This is a genomic window from Salinicoccus jeotgali (genome assembly GCF_055379195.1).
Genome location: NZ_AP043830.1, coordinates 328,159 through 344,914, shown reverse-complemented (window position 1 = coordinate 344,914; position 16,756 = coordinate 328,159). Strand labels below are relative to the sequence as shown.

Sequence of the window (16,756 nt, the reverse complement as noted above, 5' to 3'; positions counted from 1 at the left end):
CACTCCATCCCAAGGAGGTCTTTTTTTAAGACTTATGCTTGCGGTAAACAATATAGCTTCTGTTGAAATATAAGAATGGCAAGCTCCATGCATGGACCAACCGCGTGGCCGGCCACAAGGCGAAGATCAGAAAGCCGGTAATGACATGTATCTTGAACGCCAATGGTACATCAGTCATCAGGTTGGCATCAGGAGAGAATACGAATAATCCCCTCAGCCAGATGGAGATGGTCTGCCTGTAGTCAAAATCTACAACTATATTGTTCGTTACAAGAGTAGCATATACTCCCATGAATGTAATGAAAACCAGCAGGAAATTCACAAGGATATCTGACGCCGAACTGAGTCGGCGCACAGATTTATTGGTAACACGGCGCAGTGTCAGCAAAAACATGCCTATCAGCATAACGATGCCGAAAAAACCGCCGACATATAATGCACCGAGATGATATAGGTGGTTAGTTACCCCGATTCCTTCCAACCACCGTGCAGGCACCAACAGTCCTACAACATGACCAAAGAATACCGGAATAACAGAAAAGTGAAAAAGTATACTTCCGATCATCAGATATTTCTTTTCGATGAACTCACTGGATTTGGCCGTCCAGCCGAACTGGTCGATTTTGTACCTCCATATATGTCCCACTATAAAAATTGCGATGCAGAGATAAGGCAGAATAACCCAAAGGAACTGATCAATCATGTTCTACGCCCTCTTTCTCAGACACTTCTACACATGCCTTGAACGTTTCCCTGAGTCCTTTTATCAGGTTGAAATATGGACTCTTGTTTTTTTCAAGGGCTTGAATCAGGTGGTATGTACCATCTTCAAGCACCATGATGAGCAGTGTCATGCTTTCTTTTGCCCGATCATCTCCACGCCAATCAGCAGCATAAAGAAATTCGAGCATCAATGGCAGGTAATCACTCAATTCATTGTCCGGCATTTTCAACCCGAACATTTCATACAATACTTTAAGTTTCGCAAGCATCTGACCCCGTTCTTTCTGCTCCTCGAACTTGAAGTAGGTCATATATAGATTCGTATGCTTATCGAAGTCGAATGTCTGTGTGTAGACTTGTTGTATTTCGTCCAAACTGATTTCATACATATCATCCCAGTATTGCTTGATGAAAGGGTAGGCAGGGTGGCTTTCCGTGAAAGCCCCCTCGAATTCCCTTGGATGAAAGTCAAGTTTTTCCGGGTACGTAAGCTGAGTGGCGAAAAAGCCGAATGCCTGTTTGTAATCATATAGTTTCTCTAGATTAATCACGCCAGATTCCCCCGTAGAAGTTTTCTTCATAAACTTCTCTACCTGATTTCGCCATTGAAGCCTGGGACAATGATGGACCACATCCATCGCAATCCGAACCTCCAAAGCCGAAGCCACTGCTGCCTTGAGCGCGGTATGGGTCCGTATATTGTTCCCGATGTGAAGTCGGGATGACGAAACGATCCTCATATTTCGCAATAGCCAGCAGGCGATACATCATTTTAGTTTCCGTAGCAGTCATTCCAACGCGCTCGAGCCTTGATTCATCGAAGTCTTTCCCGCTTGAGATGGCACGCATATATTGTCTCATCATCGCCATCTTCTGCAGTGCACCTTTTATTGCTTCAGTGTCACCTGCTGTCAGCATATTGGCCAAGTATTGGACTGGAATCCTCATTTCATCAATAGCTGGGAAGATTGCATCTGGATTTTTTATGGAATCCTTACCTTCAAAATAGTTCATGATTGGGCTGAGTGGTGGGCAATACCATACCATAGGCATTGTGCGGTACTCTGGATGAAGCGGAAACGCCAGTTTATATTCAACCGCAAGTTTATATACAGGAGAATTCTGCGCCGCTTCAATCCAATCGTAAGAGATACCATCTTTCTCAGCCTGCTCGATCACTTCCGGGTCGTTAGGATCCAGGAACAGGTCAAGTTGTGCTTCGTAGAGGTCCTTCTCATTTTCCGTAGTTGCAGCTTCGAGTACGCGATCTGCGTCATACAACAGAACTCCCAAATAACGCATTCTGCCTGTGCAAGTTTCGGAACAGACTGTAGGCAACCCTGCTTCAACACGTGGGAAACAGAATGTACATTTCTCTGCTTTATTTGTCTTCCAGTTGAAGTATACCTTCTTATAAGGACAACCAGTCATACAGTAGCGCCATCCGCGGCATGCATCCTGGTCAACCAGAACAATGCCATCTTCGTCACGCTTATACATTGCACCTGAAGGACAGCTTGCCACACAGCTTGGGTTCAGACAGTGTTCACATAACCTCGGAAGGTACATCATGAATGTCTGTTCGAAATTGAATTTGATTTCCTCTTCAATTTTTTCGATGTTCGGATCTCTCGGACCGGTAATGTGTCCGCCTGCCAGATCATCCTCCCAGTTCGGTCCCCATTCAGGATCCATCTTTTCTCCTGAGATGACTGAATGGGCTTTAGCTACAGGACTATGCTCACTTTCTTCTTTAGTAATCAGGTCTTTATAGTTATAAGTCCATGGCTCGTAATACTCCTTCATTTCGGGCATGTCAGGATTGTAGAATATTTTACCAAGGGCAATCTTGGAGAGTTTCGTACCACTTTTAAGTTCCAGACGGCCATTCTTGAGTTTCCAGCCACCTTTGTAATGCTCCTGATCCTCCCAACGTTTCGGATAACCGATTCCGGGTTTAGTCTCAACGTTATTGAACCACATATATTCAGCGCCTGGACGATTCGTCCAAGTACTCTTACAGGTCACACTGCATGTGTGGCAGCCAATACATTTATCAAGGTTCATCACCATTGCAATCTGTGCTTTAATCTTCAAGCCAGTCGACCTCCTTCATTTTTCTTACTGCTACATATTCATCCCTTTGGTTTCCGATAGGGCCGTAATAGTTGAAGCCATAACTGATCTGGGCGTACCCTCCTGCCATCTGTGTCGGCTTCATGTGTATTCTCGTAGGGGCATTATGACTGCCGCCTCGTGTATCCGTAATTTCCGATCCTGGTACTTCTATATGTTTATCCTGCGCATGATACATGAACATCGTACCTTTTGGCATTCTGTGTGAAACGACTGCCCGTGCCGCAACCACTCCGTTACGGTTATAGACTTCCAGCCATTCGTTATCATTGATGTCGTGATCCTCTGCATCAAGCCTTGATATCCACACAGTAGGCCCACCCCTGAAGAGGGTCAGCATATGCAGATTGTCCTGATAGGTTGAGTGGATATTCCATTTGCCGTGTGGTGTCAAGTACCTCAACACCAGACTGTCTACGCCGCCTTTAACCTTTTTGTCACGTGTACCGAATACCATCGGGGGCAATGTTGGTTTGTAGACAGGCAGGGCTTCCCCAAACTGCAGGAACATATCATGATCGATATAGAATGATTGGCGACCAGTCAAAGTACGGAAAGGCACCAGTCGTTCGATATTGGTGGTGAAAGGATTATAGCGTCTGCCCTGTTTATTGGATCCAGGGAAAATTGCCGTCGGAATCACTTCACGAGGTTGTGATGTGATGTTTTTGAATGTAATCTTCTCATTTTTACGGTCTGCTGAAATATCGCGCAATTGGACTCCAGTCTGATTCTCCAGGTCTTCATAAGATTTTTCGGAAACCTCCCCATTTGCACAGGAGGAAACATGAAGTACTACATCAGCAGCACGTCTTGCAGTATCCATCAGCGGATAACCATCTTTTATGGAACCGTCTGTATAGACACCGTTCATCGATTTCAATTCTTCATACTGCTTGCTGACGTCAAACGAAACGCCATGCGCTCCTATCTTGTTCTTAAATCCAGGACCTGCAGTAATGAACTTATCGTATACTTGCGTGAAGTCACGCTCTACAACCTTCATGGCCGGCATGGTTTTGCCCGGTATCGCTTCTATCTCACCCTTCGACCAGTCTTTAATATGGCCGAGAGGCTGTGCAATTTCCTGTTGGGTGTCATGTGCAAGAGGCATTGTGACAAGGTCCCTATGTTTACCCGGCAGTTGTTCCTCTGCCATCGTTGTAAAGCCCCGCGCTATATCTTTGAAGATATTCCAATCAGACTTTGATTCCCACAGTGGATCTACAGCTGGATTGAATGGATGCACAAATGGGTGCATATCGGTACTTGAGATGTCATGTTTCTCATACCATGTGGCGGCCGGCAGTATAATATCTGCATAGATTGGTGTTGCTGTCATCCTGAAATCCAGGGCAACCATCAAATCCAGCTTACCTTCCACATCATCTCGCCATTCAATTTCCTCAGGCATGAATTCATCATTTGGAGAAGCAAGCAGTCCACTTTTTGTACCTAGAAGGTGCTTCATGAAATATTCCTGACCTTTTGCTGAAGAAGAGATAAGGTTTGAACGCCAGACGAACAATGTTTTCGGATGATTTTCCTTGGCGCCCGGATCTTCTATCGCAAATCTCGTTTCTTTGTTCTTCAATTGCTCTACTGCCATATTGATGATTGCTTCATCAGAATCATCACCCGCCGCTGCTGCCTCTTTAGCAAAGTCGAGGCTATTCTTATCAAATTGCGGATAACTCGGCAGCCAACCAAGACGCGCTGCAAGTACGTTATAGTCAGCCGGATGCTTATAGCTGATTGTTTCAGCAGTAGGGGACTGGAGTGTATCCGCCCCAGCTTCTTCATAACGCCATTGTTCAGTTGCGAAATAGAACCAGCTCGTTGCATTCTGCTGGCGTGATGGCCCACCCCAGTCTTTTGCAAATGCTACCTGACCCCATCCTTCAAGTGGCCTTACTTTTTCTTGGCCGACATAATGGGCCCAGCCACCACCATTTTTACCTTGGCAACCACATAGGATGACCAGGTTCAGAATGGCTCTATATATTGTATCTGAATTGAACCAGTGGTTGATGCCTGCTCCCATGATAATCATGGAGCGTCCATCCGTATCCACAGCATTTTGTGCAAATTCACGGGCAATCTGTATAACCAGTGATTGCTTGATTCCCGTCACTTTCTCCTGCCACGCTGGGGAGTAGATGGAAGATGCATCATCATACCCTTTTGCTTCGTGTTCAGTGCCGAAGCGGTTGACGCCATACTGGCTCAGCATAAGGTCGTATATGGTTGCTGCATAGCGCTCTGTGCCGTCTGCCAGGGTCACTTTTCGTGCTGCGATAGGACGGGTGAAAGTACCATTTCCGGCATTATCAAAATATGGATATACAATCTCAATTACTTCCGAGTCCGAACCTTCAACTGTCATCATCGGATCAATCGGGGCTCCATCATCCCTTTCGAGTTTCAGGTTCCATTTTTTGCCTTCTTCCCACCTTTGACCCATCGTACCGTTTGGAGCGATCATTTCGCCGGTATTGCCGTCCAGTATGACCGGTTTCCATTCGGCATGCTCTGACTCAAGACCAATATCACTCTCTCGTAAGAACCGGCCGGCTTTTAAAGTATCCTCGAATTCATCCAACAGGATGAGGAATGGCATGTCTGTAAAACGTTTGGCATAATCGATGAACATTGGTTCTTTTCGTTCATGATAGAATTCATCAAGAATGACATGCGTCATCCCTTGTGCAAGTGCCGCATCCGTTCCTGGATTTGGTGCCAGCCAATTATCGGCGAATTTGACATTCTCTGCATAGTCCGGAGCCACAGATACGATTTTAGTCCCTTTATATCGGACTTCAGTCATAAAGTGTGCGTCCGGCGTACGTGTCAGCGGAACATTTGAACCCCACATCATCAAATAATTGGAGTTATACCAATCTGCAGATTCGGGTACATCAGTCTGGTCCCCCCAGATCTGCGGAGAAGCATTCGGAAGGTCGGCGTACCAGTCATAGAAACTGAGCATCTCTCCTCCAATCAAGGAAATGAACCTTGAACCCGAAGCATAACTGAGCATGCTCATGGCGGGAATCGGAGTGAATCCTGCAATGCGATCCGGTCCATATGTCTTGATTGTGTATATGAGCTGCGCTGCTATGAGCTGCGTGGCGTCTTTCCAGTTGACCCTCACATGACCGCCCATCCCCCTTGCTTGCTTATAGGATTTCGCCTTCTCTTCATCTTCGACAATACTTGCCCACGCTTTCACTGGGTCTTGTTGTTCTTCCAATGCCGTCCGCCAGAGACGCCATAGCTTCCCTCTCATGTAAGGAAATTTTATGCGCATCGGACTATACTCATACCATGAGAACGAAGCGCCACGAGGACATCCTCTTGGTTCATATTCCGGCATGTCGGGCCCGCATGAAGGGTAATCCGTCTGCTGATTCTCCCAAGTTATAATTCCATTTTTGACGAACACCTTCCAGGAACAGGATCCTGTACAGTTTACGCCGTGTGTTGTCCTGACCACTTTGTCGTGACTCCATCGTTGTCTATACATCTTTTCCCATTCGCGACTTTTTTCTTCCAGAATCGACCAGTTACCATTGAACTTCTCAGTAGGCTTGAAAAACTTAAGTCCAAACAAACCATCCATCTGTGCCACTCCCATCAAAATTTCTGCTATTTGATTAATATATCTATATTATCTGGCTAAAGTGCCTATAAAGATATTAGGGAATTTCCTACTTTTGGTTCTTTTGAACTGTATCAAATTGAAATTGAGGATGGTCATACCCCTCAGTCGAATACGAGATGGCTATACAATAGACAAACACGAGGAAATGATAGGTTCAAAAAGCCCCCTGGCCTTTTAGGCCAGGGGGCTTTATCGAATCAGCCGTAATGTTTTTCTCTAACATTCTTGAACAAGATGTTATTTTCCAGGTGAACATGGTCCAATGTATCTTTTTCCAGTTTTTCCATCCGCTGATACACAAAGCGTATAATCCCGGAGTCGCCTTCTTCTGGCGTGAAATCATTCGTCAGATCCCTCACCCGCCAAAAAGCCTCTACCGCGTTCCGATGTTCATCTTCGAGTTCTGTCAAATGAGGTTTTAAAGCCTCTTTCAACTCGGCTGATGGTGTCTCCATGAATTCTTTAAGCATCGGAAATACATTGTCGTCTTCATCCTTCGTATGGTCGAGGAGCGCAGTCTTCAAATTAAGGAAAACAGTTTCCACTTCCTCAAGGGCACGATCTTCTTTGACCATTTTTTCAACATATTCTTCCAATACCGGTAGCTCATCTTTCAAGTCTTCATGATACTTCCGTTGAATATATTTGATGAGACTCTCTTCGTCCATATACTTCACATCAATGCCATCCATATTTTCAGTATCGAATTGATTTATTTCATATAAAAGGTTTTCAAGTGGCAATTGCTGTGCCTCTCCTATGCTCTGCAATGTCCGTCCACCCTCATTGGCAAAATCGACTCTCAGTTTGCGCATCATGTCGCCGGCTTTTGGAACTTCTGTCACAATCTCGCCTATTGTCATCTGTTCTGTTATATTTTTCAACCTGCATTCCTCCCTATTTTATTGTAACCATACCTTTAAAGCACAGCATCTAAACGATTTCTCCAGCAGTTTAATGAAACATCGGCTAGGGTATATTATAATCATCATATATGAAGACCATGGAGGTTGAATCTAATGAATGAAAATGTGAAAAAGGCAGTAACGCTCCTGCCGCTTATCCTCGTCCCTCTCCTAAATGAAAGAAAACGGATTAAGCAGCATCCTGACGTACAAAAACTCGAGGAGAAATCTTCTCATGCTTATCATACTGCAAAGGATAAAAGCGCCAATGCATTGGATACGGTAAAAAATGCTGGGGCCACGACATATACGACTGGCAGGACAGCATTATCAAAAGTTTCCGGGGCAATAGAAGAAAAACGAAGCGAACGCTTATACACCAAAGAAATGAAGCAGTATGAAGACAGTCTGAAAGAAGCAGAAGCCTTGGAATCCCGTTTCCAAAAGGATAAAGAAAAACACCGCAAATCCCGTTTGAAAGAAATCCAAAAGTCCGAAGTCCCTAAAATAATGCAGTCCCAAAATGAAAACAACGATGGTTTATCATACGATTCCGGGGAAGAAGATCCTGTAGCCCCTGAAATAAAAACCGATATGAAATCCAATCCTGATAACTATGGAGTTGCATTGGCATACGAAGATAATCGCGCATCAAATCGATTGATTGCTGATGAAGATGACCAGGATGATGTATACTCTACAGAAGACGGTGGTAATTCTGACCGATCGTCATTGAGAGAGGATGACAATCTACAGGAAGTACCATCCAATAATGAAGGACAGGAGAGATTAGACAACATGAATCAAAATATGAACCACTACATCGAGAAGAATGTCAAAGGACATGAAGAGGAAAATTACGAAAATGGCCCACTCTTCACAAAGCATAAAAATATACTGGACCCAAAACACGCAATCTCAAAATCTTCATCCTCAGCGGACAATCAAGATTCCCTCTTTAATCGCCACCGTACCATGCAGGAAGAAAAGGTGTCTGAAACAGGACGCAGAACTGGTGAACCCAGTTCAATGACAAAATCAAAGAAACAGATGAAGCTTGAGAAGAAAATAGAAAAACAACGTAGGAAACAATATAAATAATTATTCTTACCCTCCACGAGACATGAAAAGGCAGGTGGCACAGTTTGAAGGTAAATAGCGTGACGGTTTTTTGCGGCGCAAGCCAAGGTAAAGGCAATCTTTACAAAGAAAAAGCATTCGAACTGGGAGCAGCATTGGCTGAACGCGACATCACCATCGTGTATGGGGGCGGTGCTGTCGGACTCATGGGGGCTCTTGCTGATGGTTCGTTGTCAAAAGGGGGGACCGTCAAGGGCGTAATCCCAGAATTTCTCGTCAATAGGGAAATGGCCCACCCTGATGTTCAACATATGAGTGTTGTGAAGTCAATGCATGAGAGGAAAGCATTGATGGAAGAAATGGGTGATGCGATCATTACCCTCCCCGGTGGAGTAGGGACTTTGGAAGAGTTTTTCGAAATGTTCACATGGGGTCAGATAGGATTGCATAAAAAACCTATTGGTATCCTTGATATCAATCAATTCTTCGACTCGATCGTCAACCTTTTTGAAAACTTGATTGCCGAGGAGTTCCTGCAAGAAAAGTATTTAACCCAACTGTTCATTTCAGAAGACATAGATGAAATATTGAAAGGTTTTGATGATTTCGAACCTGTTGAAATCAGATCATATGAATCAAAGAGACATCGATGACGACATCGATGTCTCTTTGATTTTATATTGTCATCTTATAAACGATATGTGGTTTCAACGAATGGCCATCTTCTACCAAAGGATGAGAAATTTCTCCGATTTTCTTCATACCAATCTTTTCCATCACGTTTATGGAAGGGCGGTTTTTCTGAGCTGCCAACGCATAAATTTCTTTAATATCTGTATGTCGTTCAGAAAATTTAAGGACTCCAAGCGCAGCTTCCGTTGCAAATCCCTGATTCCAATTTCTTTTTGAAAGTCTCCAGCCAATCTCAATGCAAGGTAGAAATTCCAATCTGAACGGTCCATTTTCTTCGAGAACCTGCATACCAGCAAAGCCGATAAACGCTCCATTATCGCGTCGCTCAATCGCAAAAAGCCCAAACCCTCTGTCCTCTATATCCTTTTGAGCTTCTCTTACAAAATTTTTCGAGTCTTCTTCAGATAATTTACTGGGGAAGTATCTTCTGACATCTGGGTCCTGGTTCATTTTTATAAAAGGATGGATGTCACTATCTTGCCAATCTCGTAGGATAAGCCTTTTGGTTTTTATATATTTCATCCGCTCTCACAACCACTTTCCGTCTATATTATAAGCGTTTGATCTCCTTTATACGGCTGAAGCAATATCACCAAAAAAGAGCAAGCACTGGGCCTACTCGCTGATTTTATCACTCTCATTCTGTTGTGGCGCATCTTCCCTTTTATAGGTGATGAGTTGTACCGTTACCTCAGCTTCATCAAGATTGTAGTCCTCCAAAGATTTTTCCTTCTTGACTGTAAACACTACGTCTACAAAGTCATTTGATTCTTTGAAGTCATACCGGACATTGAATGTCTCAAAATCCTGATCATGATTTGGTTTAGTTGCAACAGAGCGTGATGCATCACCTTTGAAGTCCCGAACCGATAAACCTGTTATCTGTTCCAATTCATGTCCCAGGGATTCAAGGGTCATCTGCTTGCCTTCAATGATATTGAACTTCTCCTCATGCATGTTAAATCTCCTCGCTCTCAAGTATTTACTGTATATATTCCCAAATCAATTGCATTTAATCAGTATCCTCAGCCTCTGTTTTACTTTTAGCCTGAGACTCTGAGTCAGAATCCTGAAGCGCATTGAGTTCTTCTTGCTTCGCCTCTATATTCTCTTTCAACTGGGCATTTTCATTCTTTAGATTTTGCACTTTGTTCTCTATCGACCGATTCTCCTGGTTCACTTCCTCCAGATCTTTTTCAGCCTGACTATCTTCTCCAGAACATCCCGCAATGGAGAACAACATTATGATTGCCATCATACGTTTCATCAAATCACTCTTCTCATCCGTCTATAATCATATCATTTTTTAATATCAATGGTGTATGCCAAGGGAGGGATATTTTTAAAATAGAAGTGCATCAAGCAGGAACCAGACAAGCATCAACACATAGACGACGAGGTTGAAAGCAGCACTCGATACAAAAGCGAGCAATGAACCTACAGAAGCTTTCAATGCTTGGTTGATGTCTTTTGAGTTAAGAAGTTCCACAACGAGCACAAAAACAAACGGGACAAATATGATGCCAAATGGCGGGTAGAGGAACATCCCGATGATGACCCCGGCTATAGAGGCATACTCCCCCCGCTTCGTTCCCCCATATCTTTTAACAAAATAACTGTTTGCAATAAAATCACTGAACAACACCAGAAGTGTCAGTACGAATATGATAAGCCAGAACATCCATGATAACGCTTCTCCGTCTATAGCAAATTGGAATACTAGAAAACCCGCCCAAAACATCAAGATAGAGGGTATAACCGGGAAAACAAGGCCGAGAAAACCCAATATGAATGATGCAATGACGATGAGCCACCAGACGATTTCCATCGAATCTCTCCTTTTTTAATTTCATTTTAACAAAGGCAAGGCAAAAGATACTCCCATTGTCCCATATGAGGCATGGCAATTGCCATGAGAGACTGGATAACATAGCAGTACCACAAAATATAAATTTTCTTTCTTTTACATTAAACTCATCAACTTATCGTTGTTAATTGAACTCTACTCAATCTGCATTCACAAACGTGCGCACTAATTTCAAAAATGCCTCGACTTGCGGAAGTGCCATGACACTCTTATCAAAAGCAATATGGGTATCGCGGGTTATCGCACGTCCTTCATATAATACTTCGTCGATATTGAATTGACTTTTATCGAAATCCTTCAACACTATTTCGGGCAACACCGTCATGCCTATGCCCTCAAGGAGAAGTGCCCGGCAAGTTGCAATCTGGTCGACCTTGATCTGTGATTCATATTTCCTTTTGAAGCGTTCTTCAAAAAAACGTTCAATTTCACTGATATATATCGGATCTGCCTGAAATTCTATTATTGGTAACCGCTTTTCCTCTTCATTTCCATTGGGGGTGACCAAGTAATGCCTATCGACGAACAACAATTCATTCTGCTTGTTTAGAATGCGGTTTCCTCTGACAATCGATATATGGAAGTCATTCTGTTCATCGATGATCTGTTGGGAAGAGCCCACCTTTATCTTTATATTTACATTAGGGTATAGTTTCAAGTATTGGGACAATATTTCAGGCAAGATGGTGTGCCCTATGAGCGATGATACTCCTATCGATAAATTGCCTTGGATGGAATTTTCATTACTTCGGATATATTCTTTCACCAATGCCTCTTTCTCAGTAACATCGCGCGCATGCTCGATGATCTTTTCGCCCTCTCCAGTCATATAAAGCTCTTTTTTGGTCCGAATGAAAATTTTGACGCCCCACTCATCTTCTATCGTTTTCAACCGTTGGCTGACAGCTGGTTGAGATATGAATAGTTTTTCAGCAGCCTTCCTCAAGGTGCGCGTTTCATCCAGTGTGACCAGAAGTTTATAGTCATCGACCTTCATCTACTCTTTCCCCTTTCACTGATAAGAAAATCTTATCATAAAAACTATATTTTACAATCATCAGCTTTTAAGGTGTATGTGATGGATATAACGGGTAGATGCACATTACATTAAATATTATGGAAGGAGACATAACATGAGCAGCAAGAATAAGTATGGACGCATTGACGAGGAGATAAAAGGATACACTCAGGAAGAGCAGCCTGGTACTGAACATACCATGGACCCGGCTCCCATATACGACGCTGATTATTATAAAGGCAGCGGTAAGCTAAAAGGCAAAGTCGCCATCATCACCGGTGGAGATTCCGGTATAGGACGTGCCGTAGCAGTGGCTTATGCTAAAGAAGGTGCAGATCTGGTCATTGGTTACCTCGATGAGGACAAGGATGCTGAGGAAACTAAAGAAGTTGTGCAGTCATACGGTGTAAGGTGTGAAATCAAGTCGTTTGACGTCACAAAAAAATCAGAATGTAAAGAGCTCGTAGAATTTACAATAGATAATTTTGGTAAATTGAATATTCTGGTCAACCATGCAGGTGTGCAATACCCGACTGAAGATTTTCTGGAAATTACAGAAGAACAGCTGAAGAGCACCTTTGAAACAAATGTATATGGTTTCATATTCATGGCTCAAGCGGCTCTTCCACATCTTGAGAAAGGAGATGCCATAGTCAACACCACGAGTGTAACCGCATATAGAGGTTCTCCTGAACTAATCGAGTACTCTGCAACAAATGGTGCCATCACATCACTTACACGTTCCTTATCAGCCAATCTTGCGGATAAGGGGATCCGTGTAAACGGTGTGGCACCAGGCCCTATATACACTCCACTCATCCCTGCCACTTTCGATGCCGAGAAAGTCGAAAAGCACGGTCATGAAACACCGATGGGCAGACGTGGGCAGCCGAGTGAACTCGCTCCATGCTATGTGCTTTTGGCCTCTGAAGACTCAAGCTACATGACGGGACAGGTCCTTCATGTCAATGGTGGGGGCTTCACGACAACTTAACAGAAAGGCAGGAGGGAAGCTCCACTTCCCTCCTGCCTTTTATCACTTCATCATCTTTTTGCAATGTGCGGCCAACCGGGTAAACTGTTCAAAATCCTTGTCCATCTCTTCCATTACTTCGTTTGCAGCCTTATATGCAAAATCATATTGCTTTTTTGATATATGCCCCTTTCTTACGGCACGTGCTATATCCTTCTCGTCGACCAGTTCATAACGGCCATCTGGAAGAGCCAAGACATCCAGATAAATATCCTTGCGCCTGGCATTGCCGAGTTCGAGGATGTGCTTGATATTGATATCGAAATAGTATTGCAGTACTTTGCCACGGGCGTCATACATCACCGTTACGCTATACTTCCTATTTTCAGGAAGAATCTGCAGCCAACTGTATCGATTGTCGCACACCTTCACCCTCTCATCCAATATTGATACTGTCAGGGGGGAGCGAACTTTATGGATCTCCAGCAGACCCACCAATATCTTTTCGTCTTCGTAATGGATGATCTTTTCTCTATAATCAGAGCGGAGAAGACGTCTCCATCCTCTTTTATCGAGATATTTGGTTTTCATCACGGTCATCTCCTTCCCTCAATTATACAAAAATCAGAGGAAGAATGTGAAGGATTAAATTCTACAAGCACGATTGATCATTCAATCCCCAGAATATTGAATTCCTGATTCATTGAAATTGTAATTTCTTCCGCGTCCAGCCAATTTTCAGCCACAGAACTGTAAATTAGTACCTTCTGACCTCTGCCGTCCAACTTGCCTTCGTCGACTATTTTCACTATCTCTGCCATCTGACTGTCAGATAAAACTTTCAGCTCATATTTACTGGTGAACTGTTTTGGGGTCAACGTCTGATAATCCTGGAAGAATTTCTGCCTGTCCACTTCATCCAACGTCATGGTGTACATTTCCTCGCTGCCTTCCACTCCTAGGAACTCTGCCAATTCCTCTTCCCCTTTTATCGCCTTTTGAAGCACAGGGTTATAGATTGATGCCTGGCCACTGTAGTAGCTTTGCTCAAATTCTGCCACACCGTTCAGCAGAGGCTCCCCGCCGTTTGGGATATTTGCAGGTATATCCTCATCAACGCCAAGCATCGCCCTCTGATACTCTTCTATAAACGATGAAGCTTCTTCAACCGTCACAGTACCGCCAGGGGCTGATATCTCGATTCTCAAAAGCTTTGACGGGTCCTCGACATTAAAAAAGACATCATTGTTCCTGGCATACTCCCCACTGTTTACCTTGCCTAAAATTTCCTTGTAGGGCTCTCTTTCAAGATCATCAAATCGTCTATTGATGTAATTGCCATTTTTCATCCTGTAGCTGACTTCAATCCATTCATATCCTTGTGATATATCTTTGAGGGCCAGGCCGGCCATTGCTTCTTCATGAGCCTGAACCGCTTCTGCTATTACCTCCCCATTGTCGATGTATAGATAATCTTCATTCATTTCTCCATTTACCTTTCCATTACTACCATAACTGCTGCTCGAAGAATTTGTCACTCTCACACTGTCGATTTCTGATTCTTCCGGAACGTATGCAACATATTGATTCCAGCCTATTATGAAAACAGTCCAAAAAAGAATCAGGAGGGCTGCTGTCGTAATCATAGATTTTATATTCCGTTCAAGCCGGACGGTACCCTGGAAAGACATCTCTATCGCGATGTAAACAAAGGCCGTGCCGAACAAAAATGACAAAATGAAAACCAGTAGCCCATTGGGCAATGTAACTGAAATGATCAAGCCCACCAATAGCATTCCTGAAATCGATAGGAATGCAACAAGAATGTTACGAAGCCAACTTTGATTAAAGGTGTGATGCACTTTTTCATTCTGGTTCCTTCCGTATAAAATATAGGATCCAATGAATAGGAATACTGCGAACAGTGACCACATGAAACTTTTCCAGAAAACAAAACCAGAATAGATCTGCTGTATAGCAAATATCGGAAAGGTGTTATCGACAACGCCACTGATTAGGTTCCCGCCATTCCCCGTAAATGACATTATTCCGACACCCTCAAAAAGCGCGTCTGCAACGGCTACATTCAGCGTCCAAAAAATAACAGGCAAGAAGAAGACGATGAGGATCAATTGCAGATGCACTAAAATGTTATTTACAAGGAAGCCACAAAATACTGAAACAGAAAATACAGTCATCAGGACAAAAACTGAATATGCGCCCCAAGTAATGATATCTATGAATGATATGTCAAATACAAGGAAGTGCCGCTCAAAGAACAAAATGATTGAAGTAGTGACCATAGGTATTAAAATATTGATAAATCCTGAGAGCAGTGCATGGCTCAACAGATAATGCCGTTTCATTGGAAGCGCGTGCATGAAATCAATTGACTGTTCCTTATTTTTATAACTGAATAGAAAAGCGGCCAAAAACACGACATAGACCATTCCGAAAACCAATTGGATACCTGCCATCATATCCAAAGGATTACCGGAGGGTACATATCCATCATTAATCCGGACATTGATCGAGGCAATCCATAAAGCCAGAGGCTGGAGCAATATGTTACCTATGAGAAATAATATCGATAACCAGAATACTGACCCGGTAAAATGAAGGAGCAATGTCCTATTCAATAGTGATGTCGCTGATCGCATAACCTCTCTCCCCCATTTCATAGGCGAATATCTCTTCTAATGACAAAGGCAGAATGTCATACATCAAAGGTCTATATTTTGTAATTTTTCGTTCGATATCATACCTGTCGCCTTTAACGATGCAAGTGACCACCCGTCCCCTGATTTCATGGTGTACGACATCCACATCTTTAAAAAATGACTCGGTCGGCAATACATCAAAAGCAATCTGTAGCTTGAAGTGCGTTCCTCTGACTTCATTCAAGTTGCTGTGGAACAGCAGTTTCCCTTCGTGCATCATCGATATGGAGTCGCATATGTCCTCCATCTCCCTTAAGTTATGACTCGAGATTATGACCATCATTCCATGATTTGTGATATCCTGCATCATGATATCCTTCACCTGTCGCCTGATGATCGGATCCAGGCCATCAAAAGGTTCATCCAATAACAGCACTTTGGGACGTGAGGAATACGCAAGAACAAAGGTAGCCTGCCGCTTCATTCCTTTGGAGAACTGGGAGAGAGGCTGATGAAGATCAAGCCCGAAATGATGTGCGAGCTGACTAAAGCGCGTGGAAGACCATCTCGGATACACTGCCCTATAGAATTCAGCCATTGAAAGTAGCGTTTTTCCATTAAGAAAATATGGATGATCACTAATGAACATGACTTGGCTCTTTATCTCTGTGTTCCCATAGATAGGCGCACCACTAAAATATACGCATCCATCGTCTGGCCGATAGATGCCGCTGAGCAGCTTCATGAAAGTGGTCTTACCTGCGCCATTGGACCCCAAAAGCCCATGGATTTTTCCAGATTCAACAGACAAAGTAATTGATTCTACCGCTTTTTTTCCAGAAAATGATTTATCAAGTTGTACCACTTCAAGGTTCATATACCTCACCTCCATTTTAGAATCTGATATTTAGGCCAATCATCCTCTTGAAGACATTCTATATGTATTATTCTAAATAATATAGCTGGTGTAATTTTAAAGCAATAAAAACATACTAAGATTAGTACCACAGGACCCGGCCAGGTCCTGTGGTACTATT

Annotated in this window: 16 protein-coding genes; 3 read left to right on the top strand and 13 right to left on the bottom strand. The window is 43.3% G+C overall.

Annotated features, from left to right (window positions below):
- Window positions 1-25: 25 nt before the first annotated feature.
- The 5 genes from narI to ACZ43I_RS01710 form a co-directional block, all read right to left on the bottom strand.
- A complete protein-coding gene (gene narI / locus ACZ43I_RS01730; protein ID WP_344704621.1) occupies window positions 26-703 on the bottom strand; it encodes a respiratory nitrate reductase subunit gamma in 678 nt (225 codons plus the stop codon).
- Window positions 696-1,274 carry a nitrate reductase molybdenum cofactor assembly chaperone gene (gene narJ, locus ACZ43I_RS01725; protein WP_344704623.1) on the bottom strand — a complete coding sequence of 193 codons (579 nt, stop codon included), beginning with the start codon at window positions 1,272-1,274 and terminating at the stop codon, window positions 696-698. Before narJ ends, narI begins: the two co-directional genes overlap by 8 nt.
- On the bottom strand, window positions 1,267-2,820 hold the full coding sequence (gene narH / locus ACZ43I_RS01720) for a nitrate reductase subunit beta (protein WP_344704625.1): 1,554 nt from the start codon (window positions 2,818-2,820) through the stop codon (window positions 1,267-1,269). Before narH ends, narJ begins: the two co-directional genes overlap by 8 nt.
- Entirely contained in the window at window positions 2,810-6,481 is a 3,672-nt protein-coding gene (locus ACZ43I_RS01715) for a nitrate reductase subunit alpha (protein WP_344704627.1), read from the bottom strand. The genes narH and ACZ43I_RS01715 overlap by 11 nt, the downstream gene beginning before the upstream one ends.
- Before the next feature lie 239 nt (window positions 6,482-6,720).
- Window positions 6,721-7,407 carry a hemerythrin domain-containing protein gene (locus ACZ43I_RS01710; protein WP_344704629.1) on the bottom strand — a complete coding sequence of 229 codons (687 nt, stop codon included), beginning with the start codon at window positions 7,405-7,407 and terminating at the stop codon, window positions 6,721-6,723.
- 135 nt (window positions 7,408-7,542) lie between these two features.
- Between ACZ43I_RS01710 and ACZ43I_RS01705 the strand changes: the two genes are divergently transcribed.
- Window positions 7,543-8,529 carry a hypothetical protein gene (locus ACZ43I_RS01705; protein WP_344704631.1) on the top strand — a complete coding sequence of 329 codons (987 nt, stop codon included), beginning with the start codon at window positions 7,543-7,545 and terminating at the stop codon, window positions 8,527-8,529.
- A 44-nt stretch (window positions 8,530-8,573) separates the two neighbouring features.
- A complete protein-coding gene (locus tag ACZ43I_RS01700; protein WP_344704633.1) occupies window positions 8,574-9,161 on the top strand; it encodes an LOG family protein in 588 nt (195 codons plus the stop codon).
- Window positions 9,162-9,183: 22 nt separating this feature from the next.
- On the opposite strand, the gene ACZ43I_RS01695 is transcribed toward ACZ43I_RS01700, so the two are convergent.
- From ACZ43I_RS01695 to ACZ43I_RS01675, 5 genes are all read right to left on the bottom strand, one after another.
- On the bottom strand, window positions 9,184-9,723 hold the full coding sequence (locus tag ACZ43I_RS01695) for a GNAT family N-acetyltransferase (protein WP_344704635.1): 540 nt from the start codon (window positions 9,721-9,723) through the stop codon (window positions 9,184-9,186).
- Window positions 9,724-9,816: 93 nt separating this feature from the next.
- Complete coding sequence (locus ACZ43I_RS01690; RefSeq protein ID WP_344704637.1) at window positions 9,817-10,158, bottom strand: hypothetical protein; 342 nt, start codon at window positions 10,156-10,158, stop codon at window positions 9,817-9,819.
- A gap of 55 nt (window positions 10,159-10,213) precedes the next feature.
- Window positions 10,214-10,468, bottom strand: coding sequence for a hypothetical protein (locus tag ACZ43I_RS01685; protein ID WP_344704639.1), 255 nt, complete (start codon window positions 10,466-10,468; stop codon window positions 10,214-10,216).
- 75 nt (window positions 10,469-10,543) lie between these two features.
- Window positions 10,544-11,029: a DUF456 domain-containing protein gene (locus ACZ43I_RS01680; RefSeq protein WP_344704641.1), complete on the bottom strand. Its 486-nt coding sequence runs from the start codon at window positions 11,027-11,029 to the stop codon at window positions 10,544-10,546.
- 178 nt (window positions 11,030-11,207) lie between these two features.
- Window positions 11,208-12,065 (bottom strand): LysR family transcriptional regulator, encoded by an 858-nt coding sequence (locus ACZ43I_RS01675; RefSeq protein WP_344704643.1) that lies wholly within the window; start codon window positions 12,063-12,065, stop codon window positions 11,208-11,210.
- Window positions 12,066-12,201: 136 nt separating this feature from the next.
- Here ACZ43I_RS01675 and ACZ43I_RS01670 point away from each other — a divergent pair, with 136 nt between their 5' ends.
- Window positions 12,202-13,080 (top strand): SDR family oxidoreductase, encoded by an 879-nt coding sequence (locus tag ACZ43I_RS01670; protein WP_344704645.1) that lies wholly within the window; start codon window positions 12,202-12,204, stop codon window positions 13,078-13,080.
- Window positions 13,081-13,122: 42 nt separating this feature from the next.
- Here the strand turns inward: ACZ43I_RS01670 and ACZ43I_RS01665 are convergent, their stop codons facing one another.
- From ACZ43I_RS01665 to ACZ43I_RS01655, 3 genes are all read right to left on the bottom strand, one after another.
- Window positions 13,123-13,650, bottom strand: coding sequence for a ribonuclease FAU-1 family protein (locus ACZ43I_RS01665; protein ID WP_344704647.1), 528 nt, complete (start codon window positions 13,648-13,650; stop codon window positions 13,123-13,125).
- Between the two features lie 77 nt (window positions 13,651-13,727).
- Window positions 13,728-15,719 carry a hypothetical protein gene (locus ACZ43I_RS01660; RefSeq protein ID WP_344704649.1) on the bottom strand — a complete coding sequence of 664 codons (1,992 nt, stop codon included), beginning with the start codon at window positions 15,717-15,719 and terminating at the stop codon, window positions 13,728-13,730.
- Window positions 15,691-16,596: an ABC transporter ATP-binding protein gene (locus ACZ43I_RS01655; protein ID WP_344704651.1), complete on the bottom strand. Its 906-nt coding sequence runs from the start codon at window positions 16,594-16,596 to the stop codon at window positions 15,691-15,693. The genes ACZ43I_RS01660 and ACZ43I_RS01655 overlap by 29 nt, the downstream gene beginning before the upstream one ends.
- Window positions 16,597-16,756 lie beyond the last annotated feature (160 nt).